Source organism: Nocardioides sp. Root682, assembly GCF_001427795.1.
Classification (GTDB): domain Bacteria; phylum Actinomycetota; class Actinomycetes; order Propionibacteriales; family Nocardioidaceae; genus Nocardioides.
This window is the reverse complement of sequence record NZ_LMHJ01000003.1, coordinates 299,867-325,930: the sequence shown is the minus strand read 5'-3', so window position 1 is coordinate 325,930 and position 26,064 is coordinate 299,867. Positions and strand designations below refer to the sequence as shown.

Here is a 26,064-nt window from a genome sequence, read left to right as displayed (position 1 = left end):
GGTCAGCGGGCGACAGGGGTCGGCGGCGTGGCATCGTGGTGTCCGCCTCTCGTGGGGCGTCGGTTCGCGGCCCGAGAGAGGACCACGAAGCTGGCCTTGGCCCGCCGGTCACCAAGCCGGCCACGTTGCCGCAGCGGCGGCCCCAAGGTGGATGAGCCATTAGTCCGCGGCGGCTCCGGCTCCGCTCAGCGGATCGTAGGTGAGTGGCAGCCTTGGTCAGAGGGGGTCGATGCCGGCGACGCGCCAGGTTTCGTCGTCGTGCTTCATGGTGACGCGAACACGAGAGCCTGTGGCGATGGGAGCCGCGGCGCCCTTGCCGCTGGAGACCTGATTGAGGAACATCAGGACCTTGACTTCACTTTCTGTCGCCGAGATCACCGACGCTGTCGCAACCTGGGTGCGGGTGACGAGTTGGCCCTTGGTCGCTGCCGGGATGATGCTGTCGCGCAGCAGGCCTTCGTACTCGTCCTTGAACGAACCGGTGAGCAACGGCGCTGCCCGATTGGGAGCCTCCGCGATCTCCTTAAAATCGTAGGAGAGCAGTTCTGGAACGGCCGACTGGGCGGCGGCCAACGCCTCGGTTCTGGCGGTCTCTGTCGCGTCTGCGCCGCGGGTCTTCAGGAACAGGAAGATCGTGGTCGACGCGGCGACGACTACCAGGACGGTCAGCAGCGCGATCGTTCGCTTCATCCACGGGCCGGTGCCAGGTGCACGTGTGAAGTTGAGGCGTTCACGAATCGCACCTAGTCGCGGCAACACGAGTAGCTTGGTGGGTGCAGCATCGGTTGTCATTGGACGAACTCGACCTTCGATGCCAACCAACGGCCGTCATCCTGGGGCTTCATTTCAATCGTCATTCGATACCACCGCTCCTCGCCTTTGCCCGTCTTTGAGTTCTTGACTGTGCTGGCAACGGCGACCGCAACAGTCGTGAGGCCACCCTTTTCGGACACGACGCCCGCCTCGATGACCTTGCCGGTGCTAACGACTTTGAACTTCTTGACCATCTGGGTTTGGCCATCGAGGTTCGTCGCGACCTCTTCCGCGAATGCACCGGTGGCCAGGTCGGAGACCCTTGCGATGTCGTCAGCAGCTGTCTTGAAGTTGATGGTGGCTAGAGCAACGGCGACATCCCGCGCTGCTGATACCGCCGCAGTTCTGGACTTGGATCGCTCGCGATCATCTCGCCATTCGTTGCCGAGGGTGACGCTGGCGACTACACCGGCAAGAAGGAGGATCGCGAGAACTGCGGCCATGACCTTCGGTCGAGCTGGCTTTGGTCCGGCACTGGGAGTGGTCTCATCGTCGTTGAGGTCGGAACCGAGTTCAGGCTCGGTTGTGTCCGGATCCTCCCTGTCTTCCGCGGCGATATCCGGCTCGCTCGCGGATGATGTATCCGGATCAGGTTCGTCGAGAGCGACCTCGGGAGGCGGGACTGCCTTTGGTGCTGTCATCGCTGACTCCTTGCCGGACCTAGGAGCAATCCCTCTAGGGAGTCCTCATTGCGGGCCCGTGTTGGACTTATGGGCGTACCGATCAGGTCGAGGAGGTTGTCTCCAACCCCGGACAGCGGGTTGGGGACCGCTATGCCGTCATACGGCAACGGGTTGGCCTTGAATCCTCCTCCGCGACACTGCTGGACCGTCGCGGCACGGCGACCTTCCGGCGCCCCTGGTTCGAAGCACTCGAGATTGCGCGCTCCGCGCACCACTCTGGGGTCACTCTGTGCGATCTTGCAGTAGGCATTCGGGTCGGACTGCATGTCCGCGAGGAAGTGCGGGCCACGTGAGCCAAGCGGGTCTGCTGGGCCCTGCCACCCCTCATTGCAGCCACCCGGATAGTTCGCAACCGTCTTGAATGACACGCCGAAGAGACCCTCGTAGTCGGGGTTCATCATCGAGATGTTGCCTGCGGCGATCATCGGGTACACGACAAGAACCTGCTCCAATGGCTTCCTGTACGCGCTCAGGAGGTCCGCGACGATGTCGGCATTGTGGGTGAGGACCGGCACGTCGTTGGAGATGTCCTTCAGAAGCCCCTCAATCTCCGCGGCGCCTCCAGGAACGCTCTCAAGGACCGCCTGCAGTTGTTTGTCCCCTGATCGCAGGTCGGTGGTGAACTCGGCCAAGTCGGCGCTCCACGCCCGGATCGACTCGCTTGAGGCTAGTTGGGTGTCGAGTACCTGCTCGCCGTCGTCGATGAGGGTATTTGTCTCGTCGTAGTTCGCGTTTGCCTCGTCTAAAAGTAGACGTGCGTTTCGAGTTAGATCTTCCAACTCGGGACCCAGACCGTCGAAGCCGTACTCGAGCTCGTCCAGGACCGTCGTAAGGTCGTCGCGCGGGATCGAACCAACCAACGAATCCACATCGTCGAGGACATTGGAGATAGGTACGGGCAACTCAGTGTTTTCGAGCGCGATCCTGCCCCCGTCGGCGAGCAGGGGGCCTTCTGAGCTCAATGGCACTAGGTCGACGTATTGCTCGCCGATCGCGGAAATGCTCTTGATGGAAGCCTTTACGGCGGCCGGCACTTCGGCTGATTCTTCGATCCGCATTTCAACGTCTACGCCGACTGGAGCGAGCCTGACGTGGGTGACCTTTCCGACCGGGACGCCGCGATAGGTCACGTTGGCGTGTGGATAGATGCCTCCGCCCTCGGCGAAGCGTGCCGTTACGGTCTGTTGTCCGACGCCCATGAGTGCCGGGATTCGCGTGTAGTGGAAGAAGATCAGCGCGAGCGCGATGACGGTGAGGCAACCGAATACGATCAGCTGAGTTCTGACACGACGAGTGATCATCGTTAGCCACCTGCCTTTTGACCAAGGAGTCCGGACAGCAGATCCAAGAGACCAGTGCCCACGTTCCCGTTCGGAGCCGGGGCCTTCTCAGGTGTTGTCGATTCACCCTTGGTGGCGCCAGGCTTTTCGCCTGCCGCGCCTGCGCTTGGATCTGTCGGCACTAGTGGTTCAGTCACCTTGATCGGGTCCGTAAGGGGGTTTCCTGCGGTTCCGCCGAGGCCGATCGTTTGGCCGAGCAATCCACTTGCAGAGGTCAGGATCCCCTGAAGGGGGGTGCCCGTGAGCAATGCCTTGTCGAGGCTTTCGAGTCGAAGATCAAGGGTGGCGAACAGGTTGACATAGTCACCGCGGATGTATTCGTCCATGGTGCGGATCGGGAAGGTGACGGTGCCTAGCAGGTAGAGCGAGTCAGTCAACGAGGTCCCCGCGTTTGCAAGTGCCTTCAGGGCAGGTTCGAGCGATGCGATGTTCTGGGTCAGGTTCGCGCCGCCCCTGTTGATGAATCGCGTGGTCTGATCCCCGAAGCGTCCCAGCGCTTCGAGCATGGCGATCAGTCGCTCGCGCTCCTTCGAGAGAACGTCGAGAGCGTCAGGGAACGTCTCCAAGGCACGGGCGATGGTCTTGTTGCCCTTCTTGAAGTCGCGCGCAAAGCCGTCAAGGGAATCGATCGCTCGCGAAATCTCGTCCCGTTGCCGATCGAGTCCGGTCACGAACTGTTCGGTTTGAGCAAGTGCCTGTCGTGTGGTGCCTTCGCGTCCACCGAGGGCGCGGTTGAGCTCGGTGGTGATTGTCTTGATCTGGGCAAGCCCGCCACCGTTGAGGAGCGCGGCCACTGAGGACAGGACGTCCTCCGTGGTCGGGTACGCCCCAGCATTTGCCAACTCGACGACGTCGCCGTCCGACAGTGAACCTTGGGCTACTTCGGGTGCCGGGGCGAGGAGTTCGATGTGTTTGGCACCGAACAAGGAGGTCTGTCCGATCCTGGCGGTGACGTTCTCGGGGAGCTGGACGTCATCGCGAACGCTGATGGTAATCACGGGCTGGACGCCGTCGAGTTCGACCTTGCGGATGGTGCCGACCTCTAGGTCGCCGACGCGTACGGGAGAGTTCGGCACCACGTTGAGGGCGTTGGGTACCCGGATGGTGAGCGTGTAGGAGTCGTCCCCGGTCCCGGTGGTGCCGGGCAAGGTGAGCGAGTTGAGGTTCTCGTAACCGCATCCTGAGAGCGAAACCATGATGGCCAGCGCCGCGAGTTGAATGGTCGTTCGACGAGTTCGCTTCGTGGTCCACATCATCGGCTACTTCCACTCAAGAGGGGCAGCAGCAGGCTTTCCAGTCCCGACACGGGAGGTGCCGGCGCTTCGTCCGATGGTGCACCGGACGCCGGTGTACCGGCTGTCTTATCGGGGGCCTTGTCGTTGAGATAAGGCGCGCCACCACCGGGGAACTGCAGCGGACCACCGGTTCCGACCGGGAGGTTGTAGATCCCGAACTTGTCGAGCAGCGGGCCGAGGGTCTCGTTGCAGGTGGTGTCTGCTGCCTGCTGTTGCGCCAACTGTGCTGACACGAACGCACAGGCCAACTGTCCCGGCGTCCCGAGGTTGTCGAGCATCAATCCGCCGGTGAGGGTCTGCATCCGCGGCGAGATGATGTTGTAGAAGTTGGTCAGCGTGTTTGGTCCGACGTGCAGGAGAGTTGCGAGGTCGTCTCGTGAGTTCGCCAGCGTGGTCATGAGTTCGGCAAGTTGGTCGGTTGCGTCAGCGATACCCGGGCGGTTCTGCTTGACGAAGCGCCTGACGAGTCGGGCCGCGCGGTCGACGCTGGTGAAGGCGCGGTTGAGGTCGTCTCCGTTGGTCTCCAGGAGGTCGGCGACCCCCGCGAGGCGTCGGTTGAACTGGGCAACGTCGCCGTCCATTTGCGCGACAGCGCTGATGAAGATCTGCAGGTTGCGCACCGTCCCGAAGATGTCGCCTCTGCCTTCGGCCAACGTTGATAGAGCCGCAGAAAGGTCGGTGATCATGGTGTTGAAGTTCTTGCCTTGACCTTCACCGAGGTCCGCTCCAACGGCGACTAGATCCGCGAGCACCCCCTTCTGTCCCTTCGCGCCTGGTCCGAGTGCCTTCGAGATTTCGGATACCTCGGACTTGAGGTCGTCGTATTCCAACGGCGAGGCGGTACGTTCCAGTGGGATCTCTCCACCCTCGGACAGGGTGGGCCCGTCTATGTAGGCGGGCGAGAGTTGGATGAACCGTGTTGCGACCAGCGTGGGGGAAACGATTGCGGCCTGTACGTCAGCTGGCAGGCTGTAGTCGCCGTCATAGCTGAACTCGACGCGGACTCGGTCCCGTTCGGCAACGACCTTGTCGATGGTGCCGACCTCGACGCCCAGGATCCGTACCTTGTCCGACTGGTAGACGTTGGTGAACGAGTCGAAGTAGGCCACGCCGTGCTTGCGGCCGGACGCTGTATCAGAGAGCAGGGCGAAGCCAACTCCAACCGTGGCGAGGCACATCAGGATGATTGCGATCTTTCGTCCCATCGGTGTCACCTTCCGGCGTTCGGGTCAGAGATGGGGAGCTTGGGAGCAAACTGTTGGAGTCCGACGACTCCCGGTGGCAGTTCGACGTGGCCGTTGAACCACGGTCCATGGGCAACGCCCTCGCCCAGTCCGGTGATGAAGGCTGCGGCACGCTTCACGGCGGCAACAATGTTCGACTGGTTCTTTCGAAGCACGCGCAACACCGAGTTGAGTTCGTCCAGTGCAGGCTTCAAGTCGGCCTGGTTTTCCTTCACCAAGCGGCTGACTTGGTTTGCTACGGCGGCCGAGTTGTCGATGAGGCGTCCGATCACGGCTCTGCGAACCTGGAGTTCTGCGAGTAGAAGGTTTCCGTCTTGTACGAGCTTGGTGATCTGTTGGGTGCGCTCGCGGAAGGTGCCGGTCACCTTTTCGGCCCGAGCGAACAGTTCACGAAGCGCCACGTCTCGAGTGCTGATGGTCTTGGAGAGCGCGCTGACTCCTTCAAGTGCCGGGCCGATGTCGTCCGAGGACTGGCGGAAGGTGTCGGAGAAGGTCTTGATCGCTTCTGAAATCAGGTCCAGGTCGAGCGGCCGGATTTCGCCGGCGAGTTCATTGAGTGCGGACTGCACGTTGTAGGGCGAGGTGGTTCGTTCGATCGGAATCCGCCCGCCTGTCTTGAGGTTGCCGTCTCCAGCCGAGTTCAGGTCGATGTAGCGGGCACCCAACAAGGTGCCTGTCTTGATGGCAGCAGTTGTTTCGCTGCCGAGGGTGACGTCCTTGGCCGTGAGTTGGACTTCGACCTTCCCTTTGCCGAGTCGAACGTTGATCACTTTGCCGACCGGGACGCCGGCGACCTGGACAGGATCACCCGGCTTGAGGCCGCCTGCTTCAGCGAATTCCGCGTGCAGGGTCATGCCAGCAAGGACCGGGAGTTTGGAAATCTGGAAGGATCCGACGATTGAGATCAATACCGCGACGATTGTGATTGTTGCGATCTTCGCTGGGTTGCGCTCACGGAAGCTCATCTCGTTTAGCCCTTCTCTTCCGTTGCTTCTTCTTTTGCGATTCGCTCTTCAGGGGTCTCCAACGGGGCGGTCCCGAGCTGACAGCGATCGAGAGAGGGGTCCGGTCCGATGTAGGGCGTGTACAGGGACCCTCCGTTGGGGCCGTCGAGTCGTACTCGCAGCGAGCACAGGTAGATGTTGTAGCCCGCGCCACGACTTCCGAGCCGACCGATCCGAAGGTATGCACCTGGAAGGAGCCGCAGGACCTCGTTGATGGTGTCCGCGCCCTTGTTGGCTTGGGTGACGGTGCGCCCGAGTTCTTCGACCATTCCGTCGAGCGGGCCGTGGAGTTCTTCGAGAAGTCCGTCCACGCTTGTGACGAGGCCTTCGACTTTGCCGAACGATCGTCCGAGCCGGCTTCGGTCGCTCGACAAACCTGTGGTCAGTTCCTGCAGGGAGGTGATGGTCTGGCTGAGGCCAACCGTGTGGGTGTCTAGGTTCTTGAGGACCGAGTTGAGGCTCTCGATGGTCTGGCCAATGACCTTGTCCTTGTTGGCGATGGTGGTGCTGAACGAGGCAATGCGTTCGAGAATGGACTCGATGGTTCCGCCCTGTCCTTGGAGGACGCTGACGAGTTCGCCGGCGAGCTGGTTGACCTGTCCAGGGTCGAGTCCCTCGAAGAGGGGTTCAAACCCGCCGAGGAGGAGGTCGAGGTCCAACGCGGGGCGCGTGTCTTTGAGTTGGAGGGTCGCGCCGTCGGGAAGCTCGGGGTTTTTTGTTGGGCCGGGAACGAGTTCGAGGTAGCGGTCGCCGGTGAGGTCGCGGTATCGGATGACGGCGTTGGTGCCTACGGCGAGGACGACTTCGGTCTTCACGTTGAAGCTGATGAGGGCGTCGTCTTCCTTGTGCACGGAGACGTCATCGATGGAGCCGACTTCGACGCCTGAGACCATGACGGAGTCGCCTTCAAGCAGCAGTGATGCGTCGGTGAAGATCGCGCTGTAGTGCTTGCGGTCACCGAACTTGAAGTCACCGAACTCCATTGCGACAAACGCGAGGACGACGCTTGTGCAGATGGCGAACACAAGGGTGTAGATCAGGGGCCGGCGAATGGCAATGGATGAGCGGCTCACGATGATCCTCCGAGCCCTGCGAGCGGTCCGAACAGCTGGACGATGAGGGGCTGGTCGTTGAAGGTGAGGTTGTCGGCGTCCGAACCGGGCGGGTTGGGTTCTCCGCCGCGGTCGAAGGGAATCATGAGAGATTCCGGGAAGTACGTTCCGTCGTACTTGGGCATGTCATGGCAGTTCGGACCATCGTTTGCGGCCATGACTGGAAGGTTCTTCGGGTTCTCGTAGCCCTTGTTGCCGTGGAGAACTGTGACGAGAGAGTCGACTCCCGCAACCTTGGTGCCGAAGGCCTGTTCAAGCATGACGTTTGCCTGATCCATCCCTTGCAGGAAGCACGTGAAGACCGGCGAGTACTTCTTGAGCAGGTCAGTTGCTGCCAAGGACGAGGCGAAGAGGTCGACGAGGGCGTCGCCGTTTCGGACTAGGAAGTCTTCACCTACGTAGGAGAGCGAGGTGAGCGCAAGCAGCATTCGTTTCAGCTGCGCTGACTTGAGCACGATCGTGTCCGCGGTGATGGATCCGTTCGCCAAGATGGTGAGCAGGTCGGGCGTCACTTCGCGGTAGAGGTCGAGGGTCGCGGCAGCCTTGTCGAAACCTCGACCGATCTGGGGAAGGTCCTGGTTGATCTTCTTTAGGTACTCGGCGGAGAGGTCGATCATTTCTCCGATTCCCTCGCCCTGTCCGCGGACGCTGTCTGCCAAGGCTCGGAGTGTGCTGTTGAGCTGAGCCGGCCGGATAGCGCCCAGCATGCTGTCCAACCGGTCGAGAAGGGTGTTGACTTCCACGCTGACACTTGACGCCTGTAGAACGGCACCGGCCTGGAGGTGGTCTGTTGATGGAGTCTTGGGGGCTGAGAGTTCGACGGCCTTGTTGCCGAAGGCCGTCAGCTGTCGCAATGCGACGTGGACGTTGACGGGGATCGCCGAGAGCATCTCCGGTTTCATTGCCAACGACACGGTGACGTTGCCGCTGCCGTTGACTTCGGCCTTCTCGATGGCTCCGACGTCGACGCCTCGATACTTGACGACGGTGCCCTTCCGCATTTGCAGGCCAGCGCGATCCGTCTCGATCGTGACTGTGGCAGTGTCGACGAATGACTTGTTGTACATGGCGACGGTGAGGCTCGCCGTTGCTGCAATGAGGGCAAGGAGCACGAGCGCCGCGACGCGGCCGCGAATACGCTCGATGAGTTCGGCTTTGTGTCGTTGGGCGGCAGTGGTCATCGTGTCACCCCGAAATCCTGAATGTGTTGACGCCGCCGTAGAGAGCCATGGCGACGCAGAGCTGGACGGTGAGGACGGCGACGAGCGACGTGCGGACGGCACGGCCGACTGCCAGTCCCACTCCGGCGGGCCCGCCGGAGGCTGTGTAGCCGTAGTAGGTGTGGATGAGGATGACGACCATTGCCACGATGACGGCCTGGATGAAGGAGAACAGGATGTCGACGGGCTGCATGAAGGTGTTCATGTAGTGGTCGTAGGTGCCTTCAGACAGGCCGAAGAATTCAACTTGGGTGGTTTTCCAACCCACCCAGGCTCCCACCAGTGACATTGCGAAGATCGGTCCAACGCAGAACATGCCGGCGACGACTCGGGTGGACACGAGGTATGGAAGGGATCGGACGGCCATCACCTCGAGTGCGTCGATCTCTTCCGAGATCCGCATCGCGCCCAGTTGGGCAGTGAAGCCGGTGCCGACGGTGGCTGCGAGGGCGGCGCCGGAAACGATAGGGACCAGTAGGCGCGGGTTGATGATCGCGGACGTGAAGCCGCCGAGCGCCTCAAGGTTGAGGTCGGCGAGCGCGCGATAGGTCTGCACACCTCCGGTGATGCCGGCGAAGAACGTGATGAAGAGGGTGATGATTGCGGAGCCGCCGACGACGGCGAGCGTTCCGTTGCTCATACCGACTTCGGCAATCAGCCGGACCTGTTCGCGTCTGTAGTGGAACACGGCGCGAGGTGTCCACGCGAGGGCCCTGGCGTAGAAGCGTGCCTGTTTTCCGAGGGCGTCCAATAGCCCTAGCGGGCGCGTTGCATGGCGGCTGATCCAGGGCACCAAGGATCCGGAGTCACCGAGGGTCTTCAGCGTTGTCATGTCAGGCCCCTAGAGGATTCCGAGCGAGTACGGAATCTGAGTCAGCAGAATGTTGATCGGGAACAGGGCCATGAATGTGAAGACCACTGTCTCGTTCACGGCGTTCCCGACGCCTTGGGGTCCGCCCCCTGCGTTCATTCCGAGGAAGCAGGCGATGAGCGCTCCCACGAGTCCGAAGACGACTGCTCGGAGTTCGGCGTGGATCAGGTCGGGGAATCCGACCAAGAGGGTCATCGAGTCGATGAACTGTCCTGGGCTGGCGTCTTGCAGGAATACAGCGAAGGCGAATCCGCCGGCGAGTCCGATGAGGATCACGACACCGTTGATAAGGAGTGCGTTCACTGCTGTGGCGAGTACGCGAGGTACGACTAGCCGCCGGATGGGGTCAATGCCGAGGACCTCCATCGCGTCCAACTCTTCGCGGATTTTGCGTGCCCCTAGATCGGCACACAGCGCGGTCGAACTGGCTCCGGCGATGACGAAGGTGGTCGCGATTGGTCCGATTTGGGTAATGGTTCCGAAGGCTGCACCGGAGCCGCTGAGGTCGATAGCGCCGATCTCTGCCAGAACGTTGTTGAACTGGTAGGTGACGAGTGCGACGAACGGGATGGAGATGAGGATTGCAGGACCGAGGGACACGCTGGTGATGAACCAGGTCTGCTGGATGAACTCACGCCATTGCAGACGACTCTTGAACATCATGGTGAACGTGTCCATGCTGAAGGCCACGAAGTTCCCCAGCGGGTGGAGTTTGCGGGAGGCGGACGCCGCAATGCTGCTCATCGGCGTCCGCCATCGCAAAGTCGGTTCCGGTCCTTGTCAGGCTTGCGTCGCCCGCACTTGGCGGTGCAAGCCCGAGACTGCTCGTAGGCACAGCGGGCTCCAGCTAGCCGGCGAACCCGGTGGGCCTGCCGAACGTGGTCCTGGAACAGCATGGTTGCTCGTTTCTTGAGATCTTCCGGGCGCTAGGTGCTTTCTGTGCCAGCTCGCTAGCTCAAGCTCGTACGACGACCTCGGCGGGACCAGGGATGATCGAGTTGTCACGCCACGGGATGTCGCTTGAGTCCAGGGACAGCTGCAAGTTGGGAACTTGGGACGCAATTTCGGAAAGGGCGATTCGCATCTCAAGACGCGCGAGGTTGGAGCCCAAGCAGAAATGAGGTCCGAATCCGAAGGTCAGGTGCTTGCCAGTTGGCCGCCCCCACCGGATGGCGTCGGGGTCCGGGAAGACCTCGGGATCGCGGTTGGCCGCTGCCAGAATCGAAACGACGCTGTCGCCCCGCTTGAACTCACGGTCGCCGAGAACGGTGTCTTCGGTGACCCAGCGCCAACGCTGGCGCTGGACGGGCGTCGACCAGCGGAGGAGTTCGTCGATGGCTCCGTCGAGGGCGTCACCGTCGAACGTCTTGAACTCTTCCCACTGTGCGCGCTGGTCCATCAGACCGATGAGGGACTTGGCGATTCCATTGGTTGTGGTCTCGTGCCCCGCGACGCCAAGCTCCGTTGCGATGGCGATGGCATCGAACTCAGACATCGGCTGACCCTCGTCGTCGGCCACTGCGACCATCGTGCTGAGGAGATCGTCGCCAGGGTTGTTTCGGCGCTCGGCAACCAGTTCCGCGAAGTAGTCGTACATTGCGAGAATCGCGGCCGCACCGAGGGCGCCCGCTTCGGGGTCGCCGGCCTTGTCGACTGCGTGGGAGATGTCGGCAGCCCAGCGCTGGAACAGATCCCAGTCATCGCGCCTGACCCCGAGGGCCTCGCCAACGACTGCCATGGGCAGCGGGAAGGCGACGTCGGCGATCATGTCGAACTGTCCGTTGCCCTTCTCGATCGCTTCTGCGAGGAGGGTCTTGGTGATCTCCGCGATCTTGGGCTGAAGGGCGTTGATGCGCTTGGGCGTGAACGCCTTGGCCATGATGATTCGGAGTCGCCGGTGGTCCGGCTCATCACGTCCACCGAGCCACCGCTGGTGGATTTCTGCAATGGGCCGGAACGCCTCCGGCACGCTGTGCACCTGTCCAACGGATGCCGGGTCGCTGGCAAAGAGCGAGCCATTACTCAACAGCGCCGAGTTGTGGTCGTGTCGGAAGAGGTACCAGGAGCCGGCAAGGCCGTCCATGTTCGACATGCCCCAGTGGATCGGGTCGAGTTCGCGGTACTGGGCGTAGGTGGGGTATGGGTCTCGCAGGATCGACCCGTCAGTCGGGTCGAATCGCGGGAGGTCGACGGTGGTTTTCATGCCGCCTCTTCCTTCATCAGGAGGCGCTCTCGCGCCTCTCCAGTCATTGGGTGATCGAGAGCAGTTGTTTCGTCGTCGCACATGTCTTCGTTAGCTGTGGCCGGCGACTGCCTGTTCGACTCTGCGATATCACGATATCATATCGAAGTGGTGTGGGTCACTGCCCTGCTTTCGATTTTGGTGCGTCGCTGAACCTCGTCGACGCCCGTCGCCGCGCCAGGTAACTGGGTTCCGATCACCCGCCGGCAACGCCGCCTGAGCAACGCCGCCTGAGCAACGCCGCCTGAGCAACGCCGCCTGAGCAACCCCGCGTCCGGGCTTATCGTCCGGACGCAGCGGGCAGACCCAAGGCCTCCATGCGTTGGAGCATCAGACCTATCAGTCCTGTAACGGTGATCAGGCCGCCGGACAGGAGGGCCACTCCAGCCCACCCGCTATGTGTCCATGCGATGCCGGACAGAGTGCCGAAGACCGAAGCGCCGAAGTAGTAGGAGACGAGGTAGAAGGACGCCGCCTGCGCAGTGGCGACACCGCCGGCATGGGCTCGGGCTGGCACCCAGCCACTGGCCACTCCGTGTGTGACAAAGAAGCCGATGGTCAGGAGCGCAACACCGAGAACGATTGCTGGAAGATACGCCGAGGCGGTGAGCGCGACGCCCGCGAGCGCAATGACGGATCCGATCGGCAGAACTGCGCGCCTGCCGAGCCTGTCGGCCATCACGCCTGCCACCGCTGCCCCCACAGTGCCGAGCGGATAGACGAGAAACACCAAGCTTGCCGCGCCGATTCCGAGGGCGAATTGCGGTGCAGCGAGTCGGAACCCGATGGTGTTGAACACCGAAATCAGGGCGCCTACCCCACAGGCGCCAATGCCGTACAACGCCAACAGCACCGGGTCTGATAGCGCGCGGCGGGCCATCGTGCGCACGACGCCACGCCCGCGCGGGGCAGACTCGAAGTGCTGTGAATCCGGCAGACTCAAGTGGACGACGAGGGCGCAGGTTAGCCCGACCACGGCCGCGGCGGCCATGGCCATGCGCCACCCAACCAGCTCCGCAACTCCGCCGGTGACGAGGCGGCCGAGCATGCCGCCGATTCCGGTGCCGCCGACGTATAGGCCGGCAGCACGCGCGTGGGTTGACGGGTGTAGCTCTTCTCGGAGATATGCCGTAGCGACCGCCGGGAGACCGGCGAGCGCTACCCCCTCAAGCAGCCGCAGGGCGAGCAGCGCATCCCAGGTCGGAGCGATTGCGCAGGCGAGCCCGATCACCGATGAGGCCGCGACGGACAGTTTGATCATTCGGGTTCGGCCAACCACCTCGGAGACGGGCCCGGCGACGAGGAGCGCGAACGCGAGCCCGAGCGTGGACAGCGAGAGGGTGAGGGTGCTTTGTTGGGTCGAAACCTCGAAGTCCCTGCTCAGTTCGGGCAGCAACGCCTGCGTGCTGTAGAGCAGTTCGAAGGTGGCTAGTCCCGCGGCGAAGAGCGCCACGAGGACCATCCGATGCTCATGGCTGCCGCTGGGATAGCCCTGGGCATGGCAGTGGTTGGCAAGAGCCGGTGACGTGGGCACACCCTCATGGTGCGCGGAGGGCGGCGATGCGTCTAATGCGTCGTTGGCCAGATCTGAATGCAGATTCCGTATGCTCGGATCATGTACACCCGCGACCTCGAGTGGCTTGTTGTCCTCTCGGATACAGGTCACCTAACCGATGCTGCGGCCATCCTGGGCACCACTCAGCCGACGCTGTCACGAGTGCTCGCCCGGGTCGAGTCCGAACTCGGGACTCGGCTCTTCGAACGGCTGCCCGGTGGAGTCGTTGCAAATCCGGACGGCGAGATCGTGGTGGAGGCAGCACGTCAGATGACGCGGCGATACGACGAGTTGCGGGTCGAGTTGGCCGCACGATCAGACCCCGACGGCGGGATTGTGCGGCTGGCATTTCTCGACTCCATGGCCACGTCATTGGTCCCGCGATTGCTTCGCGGGTTTCACGCTCAAGTGCCGCAGGCGAGGCTGTCGTTGCGCCAGGAGGCTGCACACGAGATCCGGCGCGACCTCGACACGGGGGTCGCGGAGCTCGCGATCACCTGGCCCCGTCCCGAGGGACCGTTCGAGTGGGTGGCTTTGCAGGAGGAGCGGTTGGCTCTCGTTGTCCCGCCTACACACCGTTGGCGGGATCGGCGTCGGATTGCATTGTCTGAGCTCGCAGGCGAGGACCTCGTCACGACGCCACGCGGGTACGGATTCCGCGTTCTCGTCGAGGACCTGCTCAACGAGGCAGGCGTCACACCGACAGTGTCGTTCGAGAGCGCAGACTTGGCCACCATTGAGGGATTGGTTGCGGCCGGCCTTGGCGTCGCCGTCCTCCCGGAACAACTCGCTGGCGCGTCCGGAACAGTCGGGATTCCGTTGCACGCTGCAGGAGCTCGCCGCGTTGTCGGTCTCGCCTGGCGCTCCGACCGGGACCTCAGCCCAGCGGCGATGCGCTTTCGCGATCACATCGTGCGGCGCAACGACTGACTGCTGGATCCGCCCACGTCGCCGCTCCCCGGGCACGACCATCGGCATTCACCTTCGGGCAGCGATGTCCTCCTAGCGCGGAGATGTACGTGACATGAAGGCGTCGGCCGCGGCCCAATGTGGCTCACCGATCCAGAGCTCGGAAAATCGCTCGACAGCATTTGCCTCTAGGTGCGGGTGGTCATGTGGGCGCGCCGCCCCAATCACGGATTTCACGGAGCGTGCGGTCGCCGGGGGAATGGCTGCGAACTCCTCAGCGAGGTGTTGCCAAGCGCCGACGAAGTCGTTGCGTTCAGCTACTACATCAACCAGCCCCATGCCGGCGGCCTCGTTGGCCGTGAGAAGGCGGCCGGTTGCGACCAGCGTGAGCGCGCGGCCGCGTCCAACGACCTCAGCGAGGCGCTCCGCTCCTCCCCAAGCGGGCATGATCGCCAACTTCACCTGAGTAAATCCGATCTGGACATCTGCGGCGGCTACCCGGATGTCGCACGCCACGGCTACCTCTGCACCGCCGCCGAGAGCGTGACCGTTGACGGCAGCGATGACGGGGATGGGGAAGGTGCTGAGTCGGTCGAGAACCCGGCGCATCCGTACGGCCATCTCCATGGCACCAGCCTGGTCTCTGATGGCGTTGAGTTCCTTGAGGTCTCCGCCGGAGACGAAGGCGCGGTCTCCGCCGCCGGTGATGACCAACACCGAAACGTCACGCTGCGCGACGTCGTCCAGAGCCATCTGAAGGTCGTCGATGGTGGCAAGACCAATTGCGTTCCGGGCATGGGGACGGTCAATCGTGAGGACAGCGATGCGGTCCCTTACCTCGACGTTCACTTCAGACATCGGAACTCCCTCAGACCTTGGTTCGGGCTGCTGCGGCGTAGGCCTCGGCACATTCGGCTGCAGCAAGTGCGGTGAGTGGCAGGCTTTCGCCGCCGTCTTTGGCTTCGCGCATGGCAAGGTTGAGGTCCTTGACGGTGAGACGAGCGGCCGCATGGACGCCGCCGCTGTAGTTGGCGGCAGCAGTCCCCAGCGCCCGCCAGTTCCGCAGAACCCAACTGTCGCCTGAGCCCTTCGCAAGGACCTCAAGGAGTTCGTCTGGCGCGACGCCGGACTGCTCCGCGAGGGCTGTTGCTTCCCGCACCGCCTGGAGGTTGATCGCGAGGATCATGTTGCTAGCAAGCTTGACGACCTGCGCCTGTCCGACCTGCCTGAAGGTGACGAACTCGCGCGAAAGGCAGTCCAGTACGGGACGGACCTCGTTGACGGCGACCCTGTCGCCAGCGACAAGCAAGACGAGCGTCCCATCGCGAGCTGCCGATGGGCCACCGACCATGGGCACGTCCAGTAGGTCAATGCCATTGGCTTCGGCCTCGTGCAGGTACCGCGCCATTGCCTGGGGTCCGACAGTGCTATGCACCATGACGATCGTGCCCGGCTGAGCCGACGCGAGGAGGCCATCGTCATTGCTGCCGAGCAACACGCCATCTGCCTGCTCTTCATCGACCACCACGACTGAAACGACTGAACATTCGGTTGCCAAGTCCACGATCCCGGTGGCCGCGCGTGCGCCGGCGCCAACGGCTTGCGCAACAGCGTCAACATTGAGATCGAACACCATGACGGAGAAGCCGTCTCGCAAGAGATTCCGCGCGAATGCGCCGCCCATCGCACCTAGCCCTACAACTCCGATAGGAGTCGCTGGATCGATCATGGCTGCATCACCGGTTCGATTCGTCACCACGCGCTTCGATGGAATCCGCCGTCGACAGCGATGAACTCACCAGTGACGTAGCCCGCGTACTCCGAGCAGAGGAAGGTCACCACTCCGGCCATTTCCTCGGGTGTGCCGACGCGTCGCACCGGCACGTTGGCGGTCAGCGCTGCGACGAGTTCTTCCTTCGTGACGCCGCGCTCGGCCGCGAGGTGCTCGTAGTAGGCCTGCATTCGCTGGGTTCCGATGTAGCCGGTCGCGATGGTGTTGACGGTGATGCCGTCCTTGCCGAACTCGTTCGAGAGAGTCTTGTTGAGCGGCACAACTGCGGCCCGAGCGGTGTTGGCAAGGATGTGCGGCAATTCGGGCGGCGGCTCCTTGGCTGCGCCGGAGTTGAGATTCACGATGCGGCCCCACTTCTGCTCGCGCATGTGCGGGAGGACTGCACGCACCAGGTAGATCATGCTCATGGCCATGGACTGGAAGGCGTCGGTGAAGTCTTCGTTGGCGACATCAACGAAGTCTCCGGGTCCGGGTCCACCGACGTTCGCGATCGCGATGTCGGGCGCGCCGAGGGCAAACGTGCACTCAGCGACCGCTCGGTTCACGTCCTCTTCGACCGTAAGGTCTGCGGCCACGCCTACGGCGCGGCCTCCAGCGACGCGAATCGCATCGACGGTCTCGTCGATTGATTCCTTATGCGCGGGAAGTGCGGCTACCGCCACCAGGCACCCTTCCTGTGCCAGCAACTCTGCCGTGGCGCGCCCCATCCCCATGCTGCCGCCGGATACGAACGCGACCTTGCCTGCAATACCCAAGTCCATCGGATCACCCATCTCTAGGAAGTTCCGATATCATATCGCATGGTCGAGCCCAGTCAAGGCTCGTCCGCGCCACGACGACGGCCTCTAGCCGGCGGCGGTGCGCGTCCAGGTGGATTCTGTAATCGGTCGCAGCCTGAGTTCGGCCTTGAGGCTTCGCCCGCTGGCATTCGTCGGGATCTCGGCAACCAGGTCGATGTACTTGGGGACCATGTACGCGGGAAGCTTCTCACTCAGGTACTTCACCAAGTCTTCGGGATCCACCATTTCGGCTGCGGCAGCGACAACGAAGAGCCGAACATCTTCGTCATACTGCCGGTCATCGTCACCGGGCAGCGAGACCCTGTGTCCGACGCAGGCACACGCGGCGACGGCTGGGTGGGCAAGTGCCTCGCCCTCGACTTCGAACGACGAAATGTTGCGGCCCCGATGGCGGATCGAGTCGGTGAGGCGGTCAACGAAGCAGTACTGACCCGCCTTCACGACGAAGCGGTCGCCGGTGCGAAACCACCCGCGCTCCCAGGCCTTCGCTGTCGCGTCCGGCAAACCGTCGTAACCGCTCATCAGCAGTCGAGTGTCAGCGTGGCAAACCATGAGTTCACCGACAGTTCCCTCCGGGACGTCGAGGCCGTCCGGATCGACGATGCGGCAGTTGTACCCGTCTGTTGGTTTGCCTGCCGATTCCGCTGACACGGGGTCGAGGTGGGTGATCGCAGGTCCGATCTCGGTCATTCCATAAATGCTGCTGATTCGAAGGCCAAATCGTGCGGCAAAATCTGGGTACTCGCGGATCAGCGGAGTCATCCCCACCAGACGGAGAGGGTTGTTGACCTCGGCGTCGACCTCTTCCTGCTGCCAGAGCAAGTGGCTCACGCTAATGATCAAGCATGCCTCCACGTTGTGCTTGCTGACGTCTGACCAGAAGTGATCAATCTCGAACCGGTCCCGGACGACCAGGTGAAGGCCGCGATGAATAGCAACGGACATGCCAATTGATCCGAGCGCGTGTGTCATTCCCCACGGGCTGTAGTACCCAGCGTCATCGGACCATTCAAAGCCAGCGTCGGGAAAGAGGTGTCGCGCGTAGTTGTCCATTGCGCCAAACGACAAAGCGACAGGCTTCGGCGGTCCAGACGTACCCGAGGTGAAAATAATGGCCCGGGTGGCCTCGGGATTGACGGGCTTCGCGGTCACCGGAAGTCCCGAGGCGAGAAACTGTTCTCGTCGAATGACTGGCACGTCGCTGTTGTACGTATCGGCGTCGTCGATGACCACGACGCGCATCCCGGGCTCGAGGTCGTGCCAGATCTCTGCCAGCGTGGGTACACAGGAAGCGAGTGTCAAAACGACCTCAGCGCGCGACTCGCGGAGCACATGGGTCAATGGTTGCCCACGGAGGCTCGGGCTCACGGGGACAAATATGGCTCCCGCCCATGCCATGCCTGTCTGGGCAACGAAGGCTTCCGCGCCGTTAGGCAGCATGGCAGCGATGCGAGACCCGTTGCTTGAGGAACACCCCATGGCAATCAGAGCGCCCGCATACTCGCGCGCCAGTCGAACAACGTCGCCGTAACTGAGGCTGACCTCGGAGGTCACATCGTGGATAAGGGTTCGGTCCGGTGTGTCCTCGGCGCGCTGAACCAAGAGGTCAAGTGAAGGGACCGCTGAACGTTCAGTCGTTGGCACAACGTCGCTCGGCGCGTGGTACCGAGAGGGATAGGGCACACATGTGACGAAAGTTACCGCGATCGATCACGGCACGCCAGCGACCAACCCACAACACGGAACTCACGATGGAGTCGCATTGCAGGTTGGTCACCAGTGTCGCTCCCTCCAAGGGCGAGGTGTTGATCAGTTGGAGTAGGCAGCCAGCTCTTCGAACGGGTTCACCGCTCCGCGACCGTCTGGGACAGTGATGCCGTCCTTGACGACGCCATTGAAGACCGTCGGGTTGTAAATCCGGGGGAACGACTCCACGTACGGCGGGCTCTTGGGCTGGCCGAAGGGACCGATGGAGCCGACTTCAACAGAGGTAAGGGACTTGAAGGCCTCCATGATTGCCGCCGAGGACGTGTCGTCGCTGTCTTCCATGACGTTCTTCAACAGCTGGATGGTGGACCAGGCCCAAACGGTCAACTCGTCAATCTCAGCGTCCGGTGCGTACTTGTCCATCGCCGCGAGCATGGCCTTGATCTCGGCGTTCTCCTCATCGGCGATGAGGGCACCCTGACTGGTCAGCAGGAGACCCTCTGCGTTCTTGCCGAGGGCTTCCAGAATGGCCGGTCCGAACGTGACTGTGATCGACGAAATGGCGCCGTCGTAGCCGCCCTGGCGCAAGGCGAGGACCGCCTTGGGAGTCAGCGCTGGCGAGGTAGCAAGGAAGATGCCATCGACGCCATCGGCGGTCGCTTCAGCTGCCGCAGCAGCGAACGTCGGGTCGGCGTCGGTGTCCTGCCGGACGGTTGCAACCGGCTTTACCCCTGCCTTCTTGAGCGCCTCGACCGCGAGAGACTGTGCGAACTCCGAGCCCGCCTCCCCGGCGGTGGCAACGAGTGCAATCTTCTTGGACCCGGTCGAGAGCAGATGCTCAATCGCGCCTTCGACCCACCCGGGGATGCCCGGACCGATCGGGAACACGCCCTCGGTGTTGAAGTCTGCTGGGGTGAGGCCCCCGGTGCCGACCACGGGGATACCTGCCCGCGAGGTCAACTCGTACTCGGCGCCAGACTGGTCGGCGATGATGGTCGGGGTCACGATTGCACTGACCTTTGCCGACACCAGTTCACGGGTGCAGCCCAGCTCCTGGTTGACCGAGTATTGCGTGTCGCAGACCTTCAGCTCCACCTGCTTGCCGGCGATTCCGCCGTCTGCGTTGACTGCCTTCACGGACGCCTCAAGTGCTGCCTTGAGCTGTGGCTGGGTAAGGCTGTCGCTTGTCAGGGGGATAGCGGTGCCGAGAACGATGGTGTCGCCGTTCGGTGCGCCGTCTGAGTCGTCGCTGCTGCACCCGGCCACGAGCATGGCCGTCGCGAGCGTGGCTGCGAGTGCCACTCTGGGAATGTGTCGGTTTGCCACTTGTTCCGCCTTCGTTTGGTGATTGACACTGCGCCCGTTCGACCCCTTCGGGTCACGGGGCAGACTTGTTGGGCCGTGCCAGAGGGCGGTTGTGCATGCCCTCAAACGGGCGCGTCAGACGAGTGCCTGGTCGCCGAGGTATGCGTCGATCACGGCCTCATCGCGCACGATCTCGTCCGGCGAGCCTGATGCGATGACGGCTCCGTGTTGAAGGACTGTCACGGTGTCGCTGATCGACATGATCATGTCGACCTTGTGCTCGACGAGAAGCACGCCGACGCCCCATTCGCGCGCCAGTCGCGTGATGAGGGCAGCCAGTTCTCCCGCTTCGTGGTCGTCGAGCCCGGCAGCGGGCTCATCGAGCAAGATCGCTGTGGGCGATAGGGCCATGGCGCGCGCGATGGCCACGGTCTTGCGGCGACCGAAGGAGATTTCAGTGGGCTTGCGGTCGATGATGCCGAGGAGTTCAAACTCTTTGATGGCCTGATCGGCCACCGTTGAGAGGACCAACTTCTTTGGCAGTAACAGGTCCAGAATCCACCGCACGGGGCTGGGCCGCTCGCTGGCGACGGCTAGGTTTTCCAGAACGGTGAGGTCGTCAAAGAGTTCTAGAGACTGGAAGCTGCGCGACAGTCCGTGGTTCGCGCGTCGCCGGGCTGACCAGTCGGTGATCTTCACTCCGCCAAGGGTGACCGCTCCAGCGGTTGGCTTCACGAACCCAGTGACGGCGTCGATGAACGTCGTCTTGCCAGCTCCGTTGGGGCCGATAAGGCCGTGGATCTCTCCTGGTTGAACAACGAGGGAGACGTCGCGGACGGCATGGACCCCGCCGAAGGAGACGCTGAGGTTTCGGACCTCCAGCGGGCTTGGCGAGCGGCCGTCGGGCGGGCGGACGGCGTAGTTGCGCTTTTGGTTGACGCGGCCGGGCTTGCTTCCGGTTCTGCGCAGGATGGCCCATGCGCGTGCGACCGCCTGACAGGTGCTGGCGTAGGCGCCGTCCGGTTGGAAGACCAGGACGAGCAGCAAGGTCAGTCCGCCCACGAGGGGTAGGAAATCGGCTATCTGTCCCCAGCCGGAGAGGACCTTGCTGACGACGCCGCCGACGATCAGAGTCGAGCCCACCACGGCTCCGCCGACGCGTCCTACGCCGCCGACAACGGTGACGCAAACGATGAGGATGCCGGCAAAGACCCCGAACTGCGGAGTGACCCCGACGAGCACCGAGGGTTGCATGAAGGCGAAGAGCGTTCCGCCGATGCCGGCGATAGCTGCGGAGAGACAGAAGGCGTAGGCCTTGAGTGCGGGGGCAGGCACCCCCAGGGCCGCTGCGGCCCGCTCGTTTGATCTCATCGCGAGCAGCTGCCGCCCCGTGGGTCCACGTCGAAGGTTGGCGACGGCGACGCCGATCAGGATGAGAGCCGTCAGCACGACGAGGGAGTATCGGTCGCCGAAGAAGAGGGGGTCGATCTCCCAGCCTACGAGGGTGAGAGGTTTCAGTCGGATGCCTTGTGCGCCGCCGTTGTAGTCGAAGTTGCGGAGAATGACTGACGACAGTGAGGCGCTGAGCCCGAGCGTTGCGATTGCCAACGTGACTCCTCGTGTCCGCAACGATGGCAGCCCGATGAGGAGGCCAGCTGCAGCCGCAGCCCCTCCGCCGACCGCGATGGCGAGAATGAGAGACCCGGAACCGCCTGCAATCTTGGCTGCGGCCAATGCGCCGACTCCGGCCAGGACGGATTGGGCGAGCGAGAGTTGGCCGGCGTAGCCGGTGATCACGACGACGGAAATGCAGATGATCGCCACAGCGAAGCTTGCGGTGATGAAGGGTTCCCAGGTCACGTCCAATCCGAAGATCGCCGCGACGGCGGCTGCCGCCGCCGCCGCTAGCACGAAGGGATTGATCCGGCCGTCGCCAATCGATGGCTGCCGGTCGAGAACGAAGCTCCGCAGTGGGATCACTTGACCGCGGATGACGAGGACAACGACGACGGCAATGAATGGCGCAGCGTTCGCCCACCCAGGTGCGGGCGCGAAGCGAGCGACCTCGGAGGACACGACTCCGATGGCGAGTGCCATGACGAAGGTGATCGGGAACGACGAGAACTGGCCAAGCAAGCCAGCAGCGAGCGCCGGCACCACCAGGAGCACAAGGCCAATCGGATCCAAGAAGACGATGGGCGCGATCAGTACGCCACCGAGGCCAGCGAGCGCCGAGCCGAGCGCCCAGTTGACAGTAGAGATGAGATCTGGGGAGTGACCCAAACTTGAGGAAACTGTGAGATTTTCCGCGACCGCTGTAGTGGTGATCCCGAACCGCGAGTACCGGTACAGGATAGCCAGGCCCACAGTCACGACGAGCCCGATCGCAAGCATGACGAGGCGGTCTGCTGCGATCGTCAACTCCTCAGAGAAGACAGTGACCGGCTCAGTCGGGAGGAGTGAGGGCAAGGCCCGCGGATTGTGTCCGAAGCGGAGGAAGGCAAGCGACTGTAGAACCAATGTCACGCCCAACGTGGCCGTCACCCTCGCGACAGCCGAAGATCGTTGAAGTGGCTTTACAACCAGCCAGTGAGTCGCTGCACCGATTACCGCGCACGCCACGAGTGCACCAACCAGACCCACGCCCTTCGACGCCCCACGCTCAACGACAAGCTCGAAGTAGACGTAAGCGCCGACCATTGCGAAGGCACCTTGGGCGAAATTGATCACCCCAGAGCCGCGGTAGACCAGTACAAGTCCTTGGGCGAGGATCGCGTACACGGCGCCGGTACCGATGCCCAGGAGGGCGAACCGCAGGATCTCCATGCGTGAGCGCTTTCTGTTCGTCGCTGCCGAGCCAGCAAGTAGATGGACGTGGGTTAGGCGGACTGCTCAGACGGTTTCGCGTCGAGACCGGCGCGGTAGGCAGCCTCGAGCAGGTGCCCGTCGGCCCTGGTCCCGCTGTGCGTGATGACGCCGTTGACCAACAAATGCCAGCGATCTGAGACTGCGAGCGCACGTCGTGCTTGCTGCTCGACCAGGATGACTGCGAGGCCCTCCTGGTCCGCTGCTGCTCGAAGCGCGCCCAGAAGGCGCTCGACAATCAGTGGCGCCAGTCCAAGCGATACCTCGTCAACGAGGATCACAGTCGGCTTTGCAGCCAGGGCCCGAGCCATGGCTAGCATCTGCTGCTCCCCCCCAGAGAGCAGCCCGGCGCGGCGATCGAGCAAACCCTCCAACTCGGGGAAGTAGGCAACAGCAGCACTCACGCCGCCTCGTCCCAGTCGGAGGTTGTCGCGCGTCGAAAGACGGGTTATGACAGTCGGGGCACCGGGCACTAGGCCCAATCCCTCGCGAGCCATCTTGTGCAAAGGGCGGGCCCGTCGCGAACCACGCCACTCGACATGGCCGCCCATCCGTGGCAACACACCGGACATGGCCAGCAGCGTTGTTGTCTTGCCAGCGCCATTGGCGCCGAACAACGCAACTACTTCACCCGGGTGCACCTCGAATGACAGGCTTCGCACGGCGGCCAGGTCTCCATACCCAGCGCTCAACTCACGCGCTGCAAGTACCGGCCCGGATGCCGCAACGGTCGCCCGTTCAGTGGGTATGCGCTTCGTCACATTCGATACCGTAACACGTGCGATATCATATCGCCATGACTATGGCAGACGCCGCCACGACCCTCGCCAACTTGTCGCGGGAGGAGCGCCGTTTCCAGCCCCCGGCCGACCTCGCCGCGAACGCGAACGTCAAGGCAGACGCGTACGACGCCGCGAAGGCCGACCGTGAAGGCTTCTGGGCCACCCAGGCCGACCGGCTGGACTGGGCCNCCTCGCCAACTTGTCGCGGGAGGAGCGCCGTTTCCAGCCCCGGCCGACCTCGCCGCGAACGCGAACGTCAAGGCAGACGCGTACGACGCCGCGAAGGCCGACCGTGAAGGCTTCTGGGCCACCCAGGCCGACCGGCTGGACTGGGCCACGAAGTGGGACCAGGTCCTCGACTGGTCGAACCCGCCGTTCGCGAAGTGGTTCGTGGGCGGCACGCTCAACGCGTCGTACAACTGCGTGGACCGGCACGTCGAGGCCGGACGGGGCGACAAGGTCGCGATCCACTGGGTCGGCGAGCCTGTCGATGACACGAGGGACATCACCTACGCCCAGCTCAAGGACGAGGTCTCGAAGGCCGCCAACGCCATCGAGGAGCTCGGCATCGAGGCCGGTGACCGGGTCGCGATCTACATGCCGATGATCCCTGAGACCGTGGTCGCGATGCTGGCCTGCGCCCGCATCGGCGCCCCGCACACCGTTGTCTTCGGCGGGGTCTCCTCCGATGCGCTTGCCTCTCNCCCGCCGTTCGCGAAGTGGTTCGTGGGCGGCACGCTCAACGCGTCGTACAACTGCGTGGACCGGCACGTCGAGGCSGGACGGGGCGACAAGGTCGCGATCCACTGGGTCGGCGAGCCTGTCGATGACACGAGGGACATCACCTACGCCCAGCTCAAGGACGAGGTCTCGAAGGCCGCCAACGCCATCGAGGAGCTCGGCATCGAGGCCGGTGACCGGGTCGCGATCTACATGCCGATGATCCCCGAGGCGATCATCGCGATGCTGGCGTGTGCCCGCGTCGGCGCACCGCACACCGTCGTGTTCGGAGGCTTCTCCGCCGAGGCCCTGGCCTCACGGATCGAGGACTGCGGAGCCAAGCTCGTCATCACCGCTGACGGCGGCTACCGACGCGGCGCCCCGGCCGCGTTGAAGCCGGCCGTCGACGAGGCACTGGTCAAGATCGACAACGACAACACCGCGATCGTCGAGAACGTGCTCGTGGTCCGTCGTACCGGCCAGGACGTGGAGTTCAACTCCGCCATCGACAACTGGTGGCACGAGGTCGTCGACGAGGCCTCCACGATCCACGAGCCGCAGGCGTTCGACGCCGAGCACCCGCTCTACGTCATGTACACCTCCGGCACCACCGGCAAGCCCAAGGGCATCCTGCACACCACTGGTGGCTACCTGACCGGTGCGTCGTACACGCACAACGCGGTCTTCGACCTCAAGCCCGACGACGTGTACTGGTGCACGGCCGACATCGGCTGGGTCACCGGCCACTCCTACATCGTCTACGGACCCCTCGCCAACGGCGTGACCCAGGTCGTCTACGAAGGCACCCCCGACTCCCCCGAACGTGGGCGGTGGTGGCAGGTCATCCAGGACTACAAGGTCACCCTCTTCTACACCGCGCCCACCGCGATCCGCTCGTTCATGAAGCAGGGCCGTGAGATCCCCGACCGGTTCGACCTGTCGTCGCTGCGGATCCTCGGATCGGTCGGTGAGTCGATCAACCCCGAGGCCTACATCTGGTACCGCAACGTCATCGGCGGCGACCGCACGCCGGTGGTCGACACCTGGTGGCAGACCGAGACCGGCGCCGTGATGATCTCCCCGCTCCCGGGCGTGACCGCGGGCAAGCCCGGGTCCGCGATGACCGCGATCCCCGGCATCGAGGCCGACGTGGTCGACGACGACGGCAACTCCGTCCCCAACGGCTCCGGCGGCTACCTCGTCGTCACCTCGCCGTGGCCCTCCATGCTGCGCACCATCTGGGGCGACGACGACCGCTACGCCGAGACGTACTGGTCACGCTTCAAGAAGGAAGGCTTCTACTTCGCCGGCGACGGCGCGAAGAAGGACGAGGACGGCGACATCTGGCTCCTGGGCCGCGTCGACGACGTCATGAACGTCTCCGGCCACCGGCTCTCCACCACAGAGATCGAATCCGCACTCGTGTCGCACCCCAAGGTCGCCGAGTCCGCCGTCGTGGGCGCCAACGACCCCGACACCGGCCAGGCCGTGGTCGCCTACGTCATCCTCCGCGAAGAGTTCGAGGCGGCGGCAGCAGCAGACAACGCAGGCATCATCAAGGAACTGTCCGACCACGTCCGCAAGGAGATCGGCCCGATCGCCAAGCCCCGCCAGATCATGATCGTCCCCGAGCTCCCCAAGACCCGCTCAGGCAAGATCATGCGCCGCCTGCTCCGCGACGTCGCCGAGGGCCGCACGGTCGGCGACACCCAGACGCTGGCCGACGCCTCGATCATGGACCTGATCTCCGCCGGCCAGACCACGTCGACGGAGGACTAAGCCCTGGGTTAGCGCAAATGGCCCGG

At 63.4% G+C, this 26,064-nt stretch carries 21 protein-coding genes and 1 pseudogene; 3 read left to right on the top strand and 19 right to left on the bottom strand.

Annotated features, from left to right (window positions below; genetic code table 11):
- Positions 1-216: 216 nt before the first annotated feature.
- From ASD84_RS16790 to ASD84_RS16735, 12 genes are all read right to left on the bottom strand, one after another.
- Positions 217-792, bottom strand: coding sequence for a hypothetical protein (locus ASD84_RS16790; protein WP_156392053.1), 576 nt, complete (start codon positions 790-792; stop codon positions 217-219).
- On the bottom strand, positions 789-1,454 hold the full coding sequence (locus ASD84_RS16785) for a hypothetical protein (protein ID WP_156392051.1): 666 nt from the start codon (positions 1,452-1,454) through the stop codon (positions 789-791). Before ASD84_RS16785 ends, ASD84_RS16790 begins: the two co-directional genes overlap by 4 nt.
- Positions 1,451-2,797 (bottom strand): MCE family protein, encoded by a 1,347-nt coding sequence (locus ASD84_RS16780; protein ID WP_056712937.1) that lies wholly within the window; start codon positions 2,795-2,797, stop codon positions 1,451-1,453. The genes ASD84_RS16785 and ASD84_RS16780 overlap by 4 nt, the downstream gene beginning before the upstream one ends.
- A 2-nt stretch (positions 2,798-2,799) precedes the next feature.
- Positions 2,800-4,092, bottom strand: coding sequence for an MCE family protein (locus tag ASD84_RS16775; RefSeq protein ID WP_056712935.1), 1,293 nt, complete (start codon positions 4,090-4,092; stop codon positions 2,800-2,802).
- Positions 4,089-5,336, bottom strand: coding sequence for an MCE family protein (locus ASD84_RS16770; RefSeq protein ID WP_056712934.1), 1,248 nt, complete (start codon positions 5,334-5,336; stop codon positions 4,089-4,091). The genes ASD84_RS16775 and ASD84_RS16770 overlap by 4 nt, the downstream gene beginning before the upstream one ends.
- Positions 5,337-5,341: 5 nt before the next feature.
- Positions 5,342-6,340 carry an MCE family protein gene (locus tag ASD84_RS16765; protein ID WP_056712932.1) on the bottom strand — a complete coding sequence of 333 codons (999 nt, stop codon included), beginning with the start codon at positions 6,338-6,340 and terminating at the stop codon, positions 5,342-5,344.
- A gap of 5 nt (positions 6,341-6,345) precedes the next feature.
- Positions 6,346-7,452, bottom strand: a complete 1,107-nt coding sequence (locus tag ASD84_RS16760) for an MCE family protein (RefSeq protein WP_056712930.1) — start codon at positions 7,450-7,452, stop codon at positions 6,346-6,348.
- Positions 7,449-8,672: an MCE family protein gene (locus tag ASD84_RS16755; protein ID WP_056712929.1), complete on the bottom strand. Its 1,224-nt coding sequence runs from the start codon at positions 8,670-8,672 to the stop codon at positions 7,449-7,451. Before ASD84_RS16755 ends, ASD84_RS16760 begins: the two co-directional genes overlap by 4 nt.
- A gap of 4 nt (positions 8,673-8,676) precedes the next feature.
- Positions 8,677-9,543, bottom strand: coding sequence for an MlaE family ABC transporter permease (locus ASD84_RS16750; RefSeq protein ID WP_056712927.1), 867 nt, complete (start codon positions 9,541-9,543; stop codon positions 8,677-8,679).
- A 9-nt stretch (positions 9,544-9,552) separates the two neighbouring features.
- Positions 9,553-10,326 (bottom strand): MlaE family ABC transporter permease, encoded by a 774-nt coding sequence (locus ASD84_RS16745; RefSeq protein ID WP_082573704.1) that lies wholly within the window; start codon positions 10,324-10,326, stop codon positions 9,553-9,555.
- A 211-nt stretch (positions 10,327-10,537) separates the two neighbouring features.
- Positions 10,538-11,785: a cytochrome P450 gene (locus ASD84_RS16740; protein WP_056712925.1), complete on the bottom strand. Its 1,248-nt coding sequence runs from the start codon at positions 11,783-11,785 to the stop codon at positions 10,538-10,540.
- A 319-nt stretch (positions 11,786-12,104) separates the two neighbouring features.
- Complete coding sequence (locus ASD84_RS16735) at positions 12,105-13,358, bottom strand: MFS transporter (protein ID WP_235531151.1); 1,254 nt, start codon at positions 13,356-13,358, stop codon at positions 12,105-12,107.
- An 81-nt stretch (positions 13,359-13,439) separates the two neighbouring features.
- Here ASD84_RS16735 and ASD84_RS16730 point away from each other — a divergent pair, with 81 nt between their 5' ends.
- On the top strand, positions 13,440-14,309 hold the full coding sequence (locus ASD84_RS16730) for a LysR family transcriptional regulator (RefSeq protein ID WP_056714757.1): 870 nt from the start codon (positions 13,440-13,442) through the stop codon (positions 14,307-14,309).
- 72 nt (positions 14,310-14,381) lie between these two features.
- Here ASD84_RS16730 and ASD84_RS16725 read toward each other — a convergent pair whose 3' ends face one another.
- From ASD84_RS16725 to ASD84_RS16695, 7 genes are all read right to left on the bottom strand, one after another.
- Entirely contained in the window at positions 14,382-15,146 is a 765-nt protein-coding gene (locus ASD84_RS16725) for an enoyl-CoA hydratase/isomerase family protein (protein ID WP_056712922.1), read from the bottom strand.
- Between the two features lie 10 nt (positions 15,147-15,156).
- Positions 15,157-16,017, bottom strand: coding sequence for an NAD(P)-dependent oxidoreductase (locus tag ASD84_RS24815; protein ID WP_082573702.1), 861 nt, complete (start codon positions 16,015-16,017; stop codon positions 15,157-15,159).
- Between the two features lie 23 nt (positions 16,018-16,040).
- The gene (locus tag ASD84_RS16715; RefSeq protein ID WP_200954618.1) at positions 16,041-16,853 is read right to left on the bottom strand and encodes an SDR family oxidoreductase; all 813 of its coding nucleotides are present in this window, start codon (positions 16,851-16,853) and stop codon (positions 16,041-16,043) included.
- Between the two features lie 72 nt (positions 16,854-16,925).
- Positions 16,926-18,482 carry a class I adenylate-forming enzyme family protein gene (locus ASD84_RS16710; RefSeq protein WP_056712920.1) on the bottom strand — a complete coding sequence of 519 codons (1,557 nt, stop codon included), beginning with the start codon at positions 18,480-18,482 and terminating at the stop codon, positions 16,926-16,928.
- A 207-nt stretch (positions 18,483-18,689) separates the two neighbouring features.
- Positions 18,690-19,889 carry an ABC transporter substrate-binding protein gene (locus tag ASD84_RS16705; RefSeq protein WP_056712919.1) on the bottom strand — a complete coding sequence of 400 codons (1,200 nt, stop codon included), beginning with the start codon at positions 19,887-19,889 and terminating at the stop codon, positions 18,690-18,692.
- A gap of 138 nt (positions 19,890-20,027) precedes the next feature.
- Complete coding sequence (locus ASD84_RS16700) at positions 20,028-22,718, bottom strand: branched-chain amino acid ABC transporter permease/ATP-binding protein (RefSeq protein ID WP_056712916.1); 2,691 nt, start codon at positions 22,716-22,718, stop codon at positions 20,028-20,030.
- A 53-nt stretch (positions 22,719-22,771) separates the two neighbouring features.
- A complete protein-coding gene (locus ASD84_RS16695) occupies positions 22,772-23,419 on the bottom strand; it encodes an ATP-binding cassette domain-containing protein (protein ID WP_268788482.1) in 648 nt (215 codons plus the stop codon).
- A gap of 444 nt (positions 23,420-23,863) precedes the next feature.
- Between ASD84_RS16695 and ASD84_RS25180 the strand changes: the two are divergent.
- Both ASD84_RS25180 and acs read left to right on the top strand, forming a co-directional pair.
- A pseudogene (locus ASD84_RS25180) lies at positions 23,864-24,242 on the top strand (AMP-binding protein); the annotation flags it as partial.
- A 1-nt stretch (position 24,243) separates the two neighbouring features.
- A partial coding sequence (acs, locus tag ASD84_RS16690) for an acetate--CoA ligase (RefSeq protein ID WP_235532874.1) occupies positions 24,244-26,038 on the top strand: 1,795 nt, incomplete at its 5' end.
- Positions 26,039-26,064: the final 26 nt, after the last annotated feature.

Bases quoted from the DNA above. Each gene is read 5' to 3' on its own strand.
- ASD84_RS16745 (WP_082573704.1), bottom strand. From the start codon at position 10,326: ATGAGCAGCATTGCGGCGTCCGCCTCCCGCAAACTCCACCCGCTGGGG.
- ASD84_RS16790 (WP_156392053.1), bottom strand. From the start codon at position 792: ATGACAACCGATGCTGCACCCACCAAGCTACTCGTGTTGCCGCGACTA.
- ASD84_RS16765 (WP_056712932.1), bottom strand. From the start codon at position 6,340: ATGAGCTTCCGTGAGCGCAACCCAGCGAAGATCGCAACAATCACAATC.
- ASD84_RS16715 (WP_200954618.1), bottom strand. From the start codon at position 16,853: ATGGGTGATCCGATGGACTTGGGTATTGCAGGCAAGGTCGCGTTCGTA.
- ASD84_RS16780 (WP_056712937.1), bottom strand. From the start codon at position 2,797: ATGATCACTCGTCGTGTCAGAACTCAGCTGATCGTATTCGGTTGCCTC.
- ASD84_RS16725 (WP_056712922.1), bottom strand. From the start codon at position 15,146: ATGTCTGAAGTGAACGTCGAGGTAAGGGACCGCATCGCTGTCCTCACG.
- ASD84_RS24815 (WP_082573702.1), bottom strand. From the start codon at position 16,017: ATGATCGATCCAGCGACTCCTATCGGAGTTGTAGGGCTAGGTGCGATG.
- ASD84_RS16785 (WP_156392051.1), bottom strand. From the start codon at position 1,454: ATGACAGCACCAAAGGCAGTCCCGCCTCCCGAGGTCGCTCTCGACGAA.
- ASD84_RS16755 (WP_056712929.1), bottom strand. From the start codon at position 8,672: ATGACCACTGCCGCCCAACGACACAAAGCCGAACTCATCGAGCGTATT.
- ASD84_RS16770 (WP_056712934.1), bottom strand. From the start codon at position 5,336: ATGGGACGAAAGATCGCAATCATCCTGATGTGCCTCGCCACGGTTGGA.
- ASD84_RS16700 (WP_056712916.1), bottom strand. From the start codon at position 22,718: ATGGAGATCCTGCGGTTCGCCCTCCTGGGCATCGGTACCGGCGCCGTG.
- ASD84_RS16730 (WP_056714757.1), top strand. From the start codon at position 13,440: ATGTACACCCGCGACCTCGAGTGGCTTGTTGTCCTCTCGGATACAGGT.
- ASD84_RS16775 (WP_056712935.1), bottom strand. From the start codon at position 4,092: ATGATGTGGACCACGAAGCGAACTCGTCGAACGACCATTCAACTCGCG.
- ASD84_RS16750 (WP_056712927.1), bottom strand. From the start codon at position 9,543: ATGACAACGCTGAAGACCCTCGGTGACTCCGGATCCTTGGTGCCCTGG.
- ASD84_RS16740 (WP_056712925.1), bottom strand. From the start codon at position 11,785: ATGAAAACCACCGTCGACCTCCCGCGATTCGACCCGACTGACGGGTCG.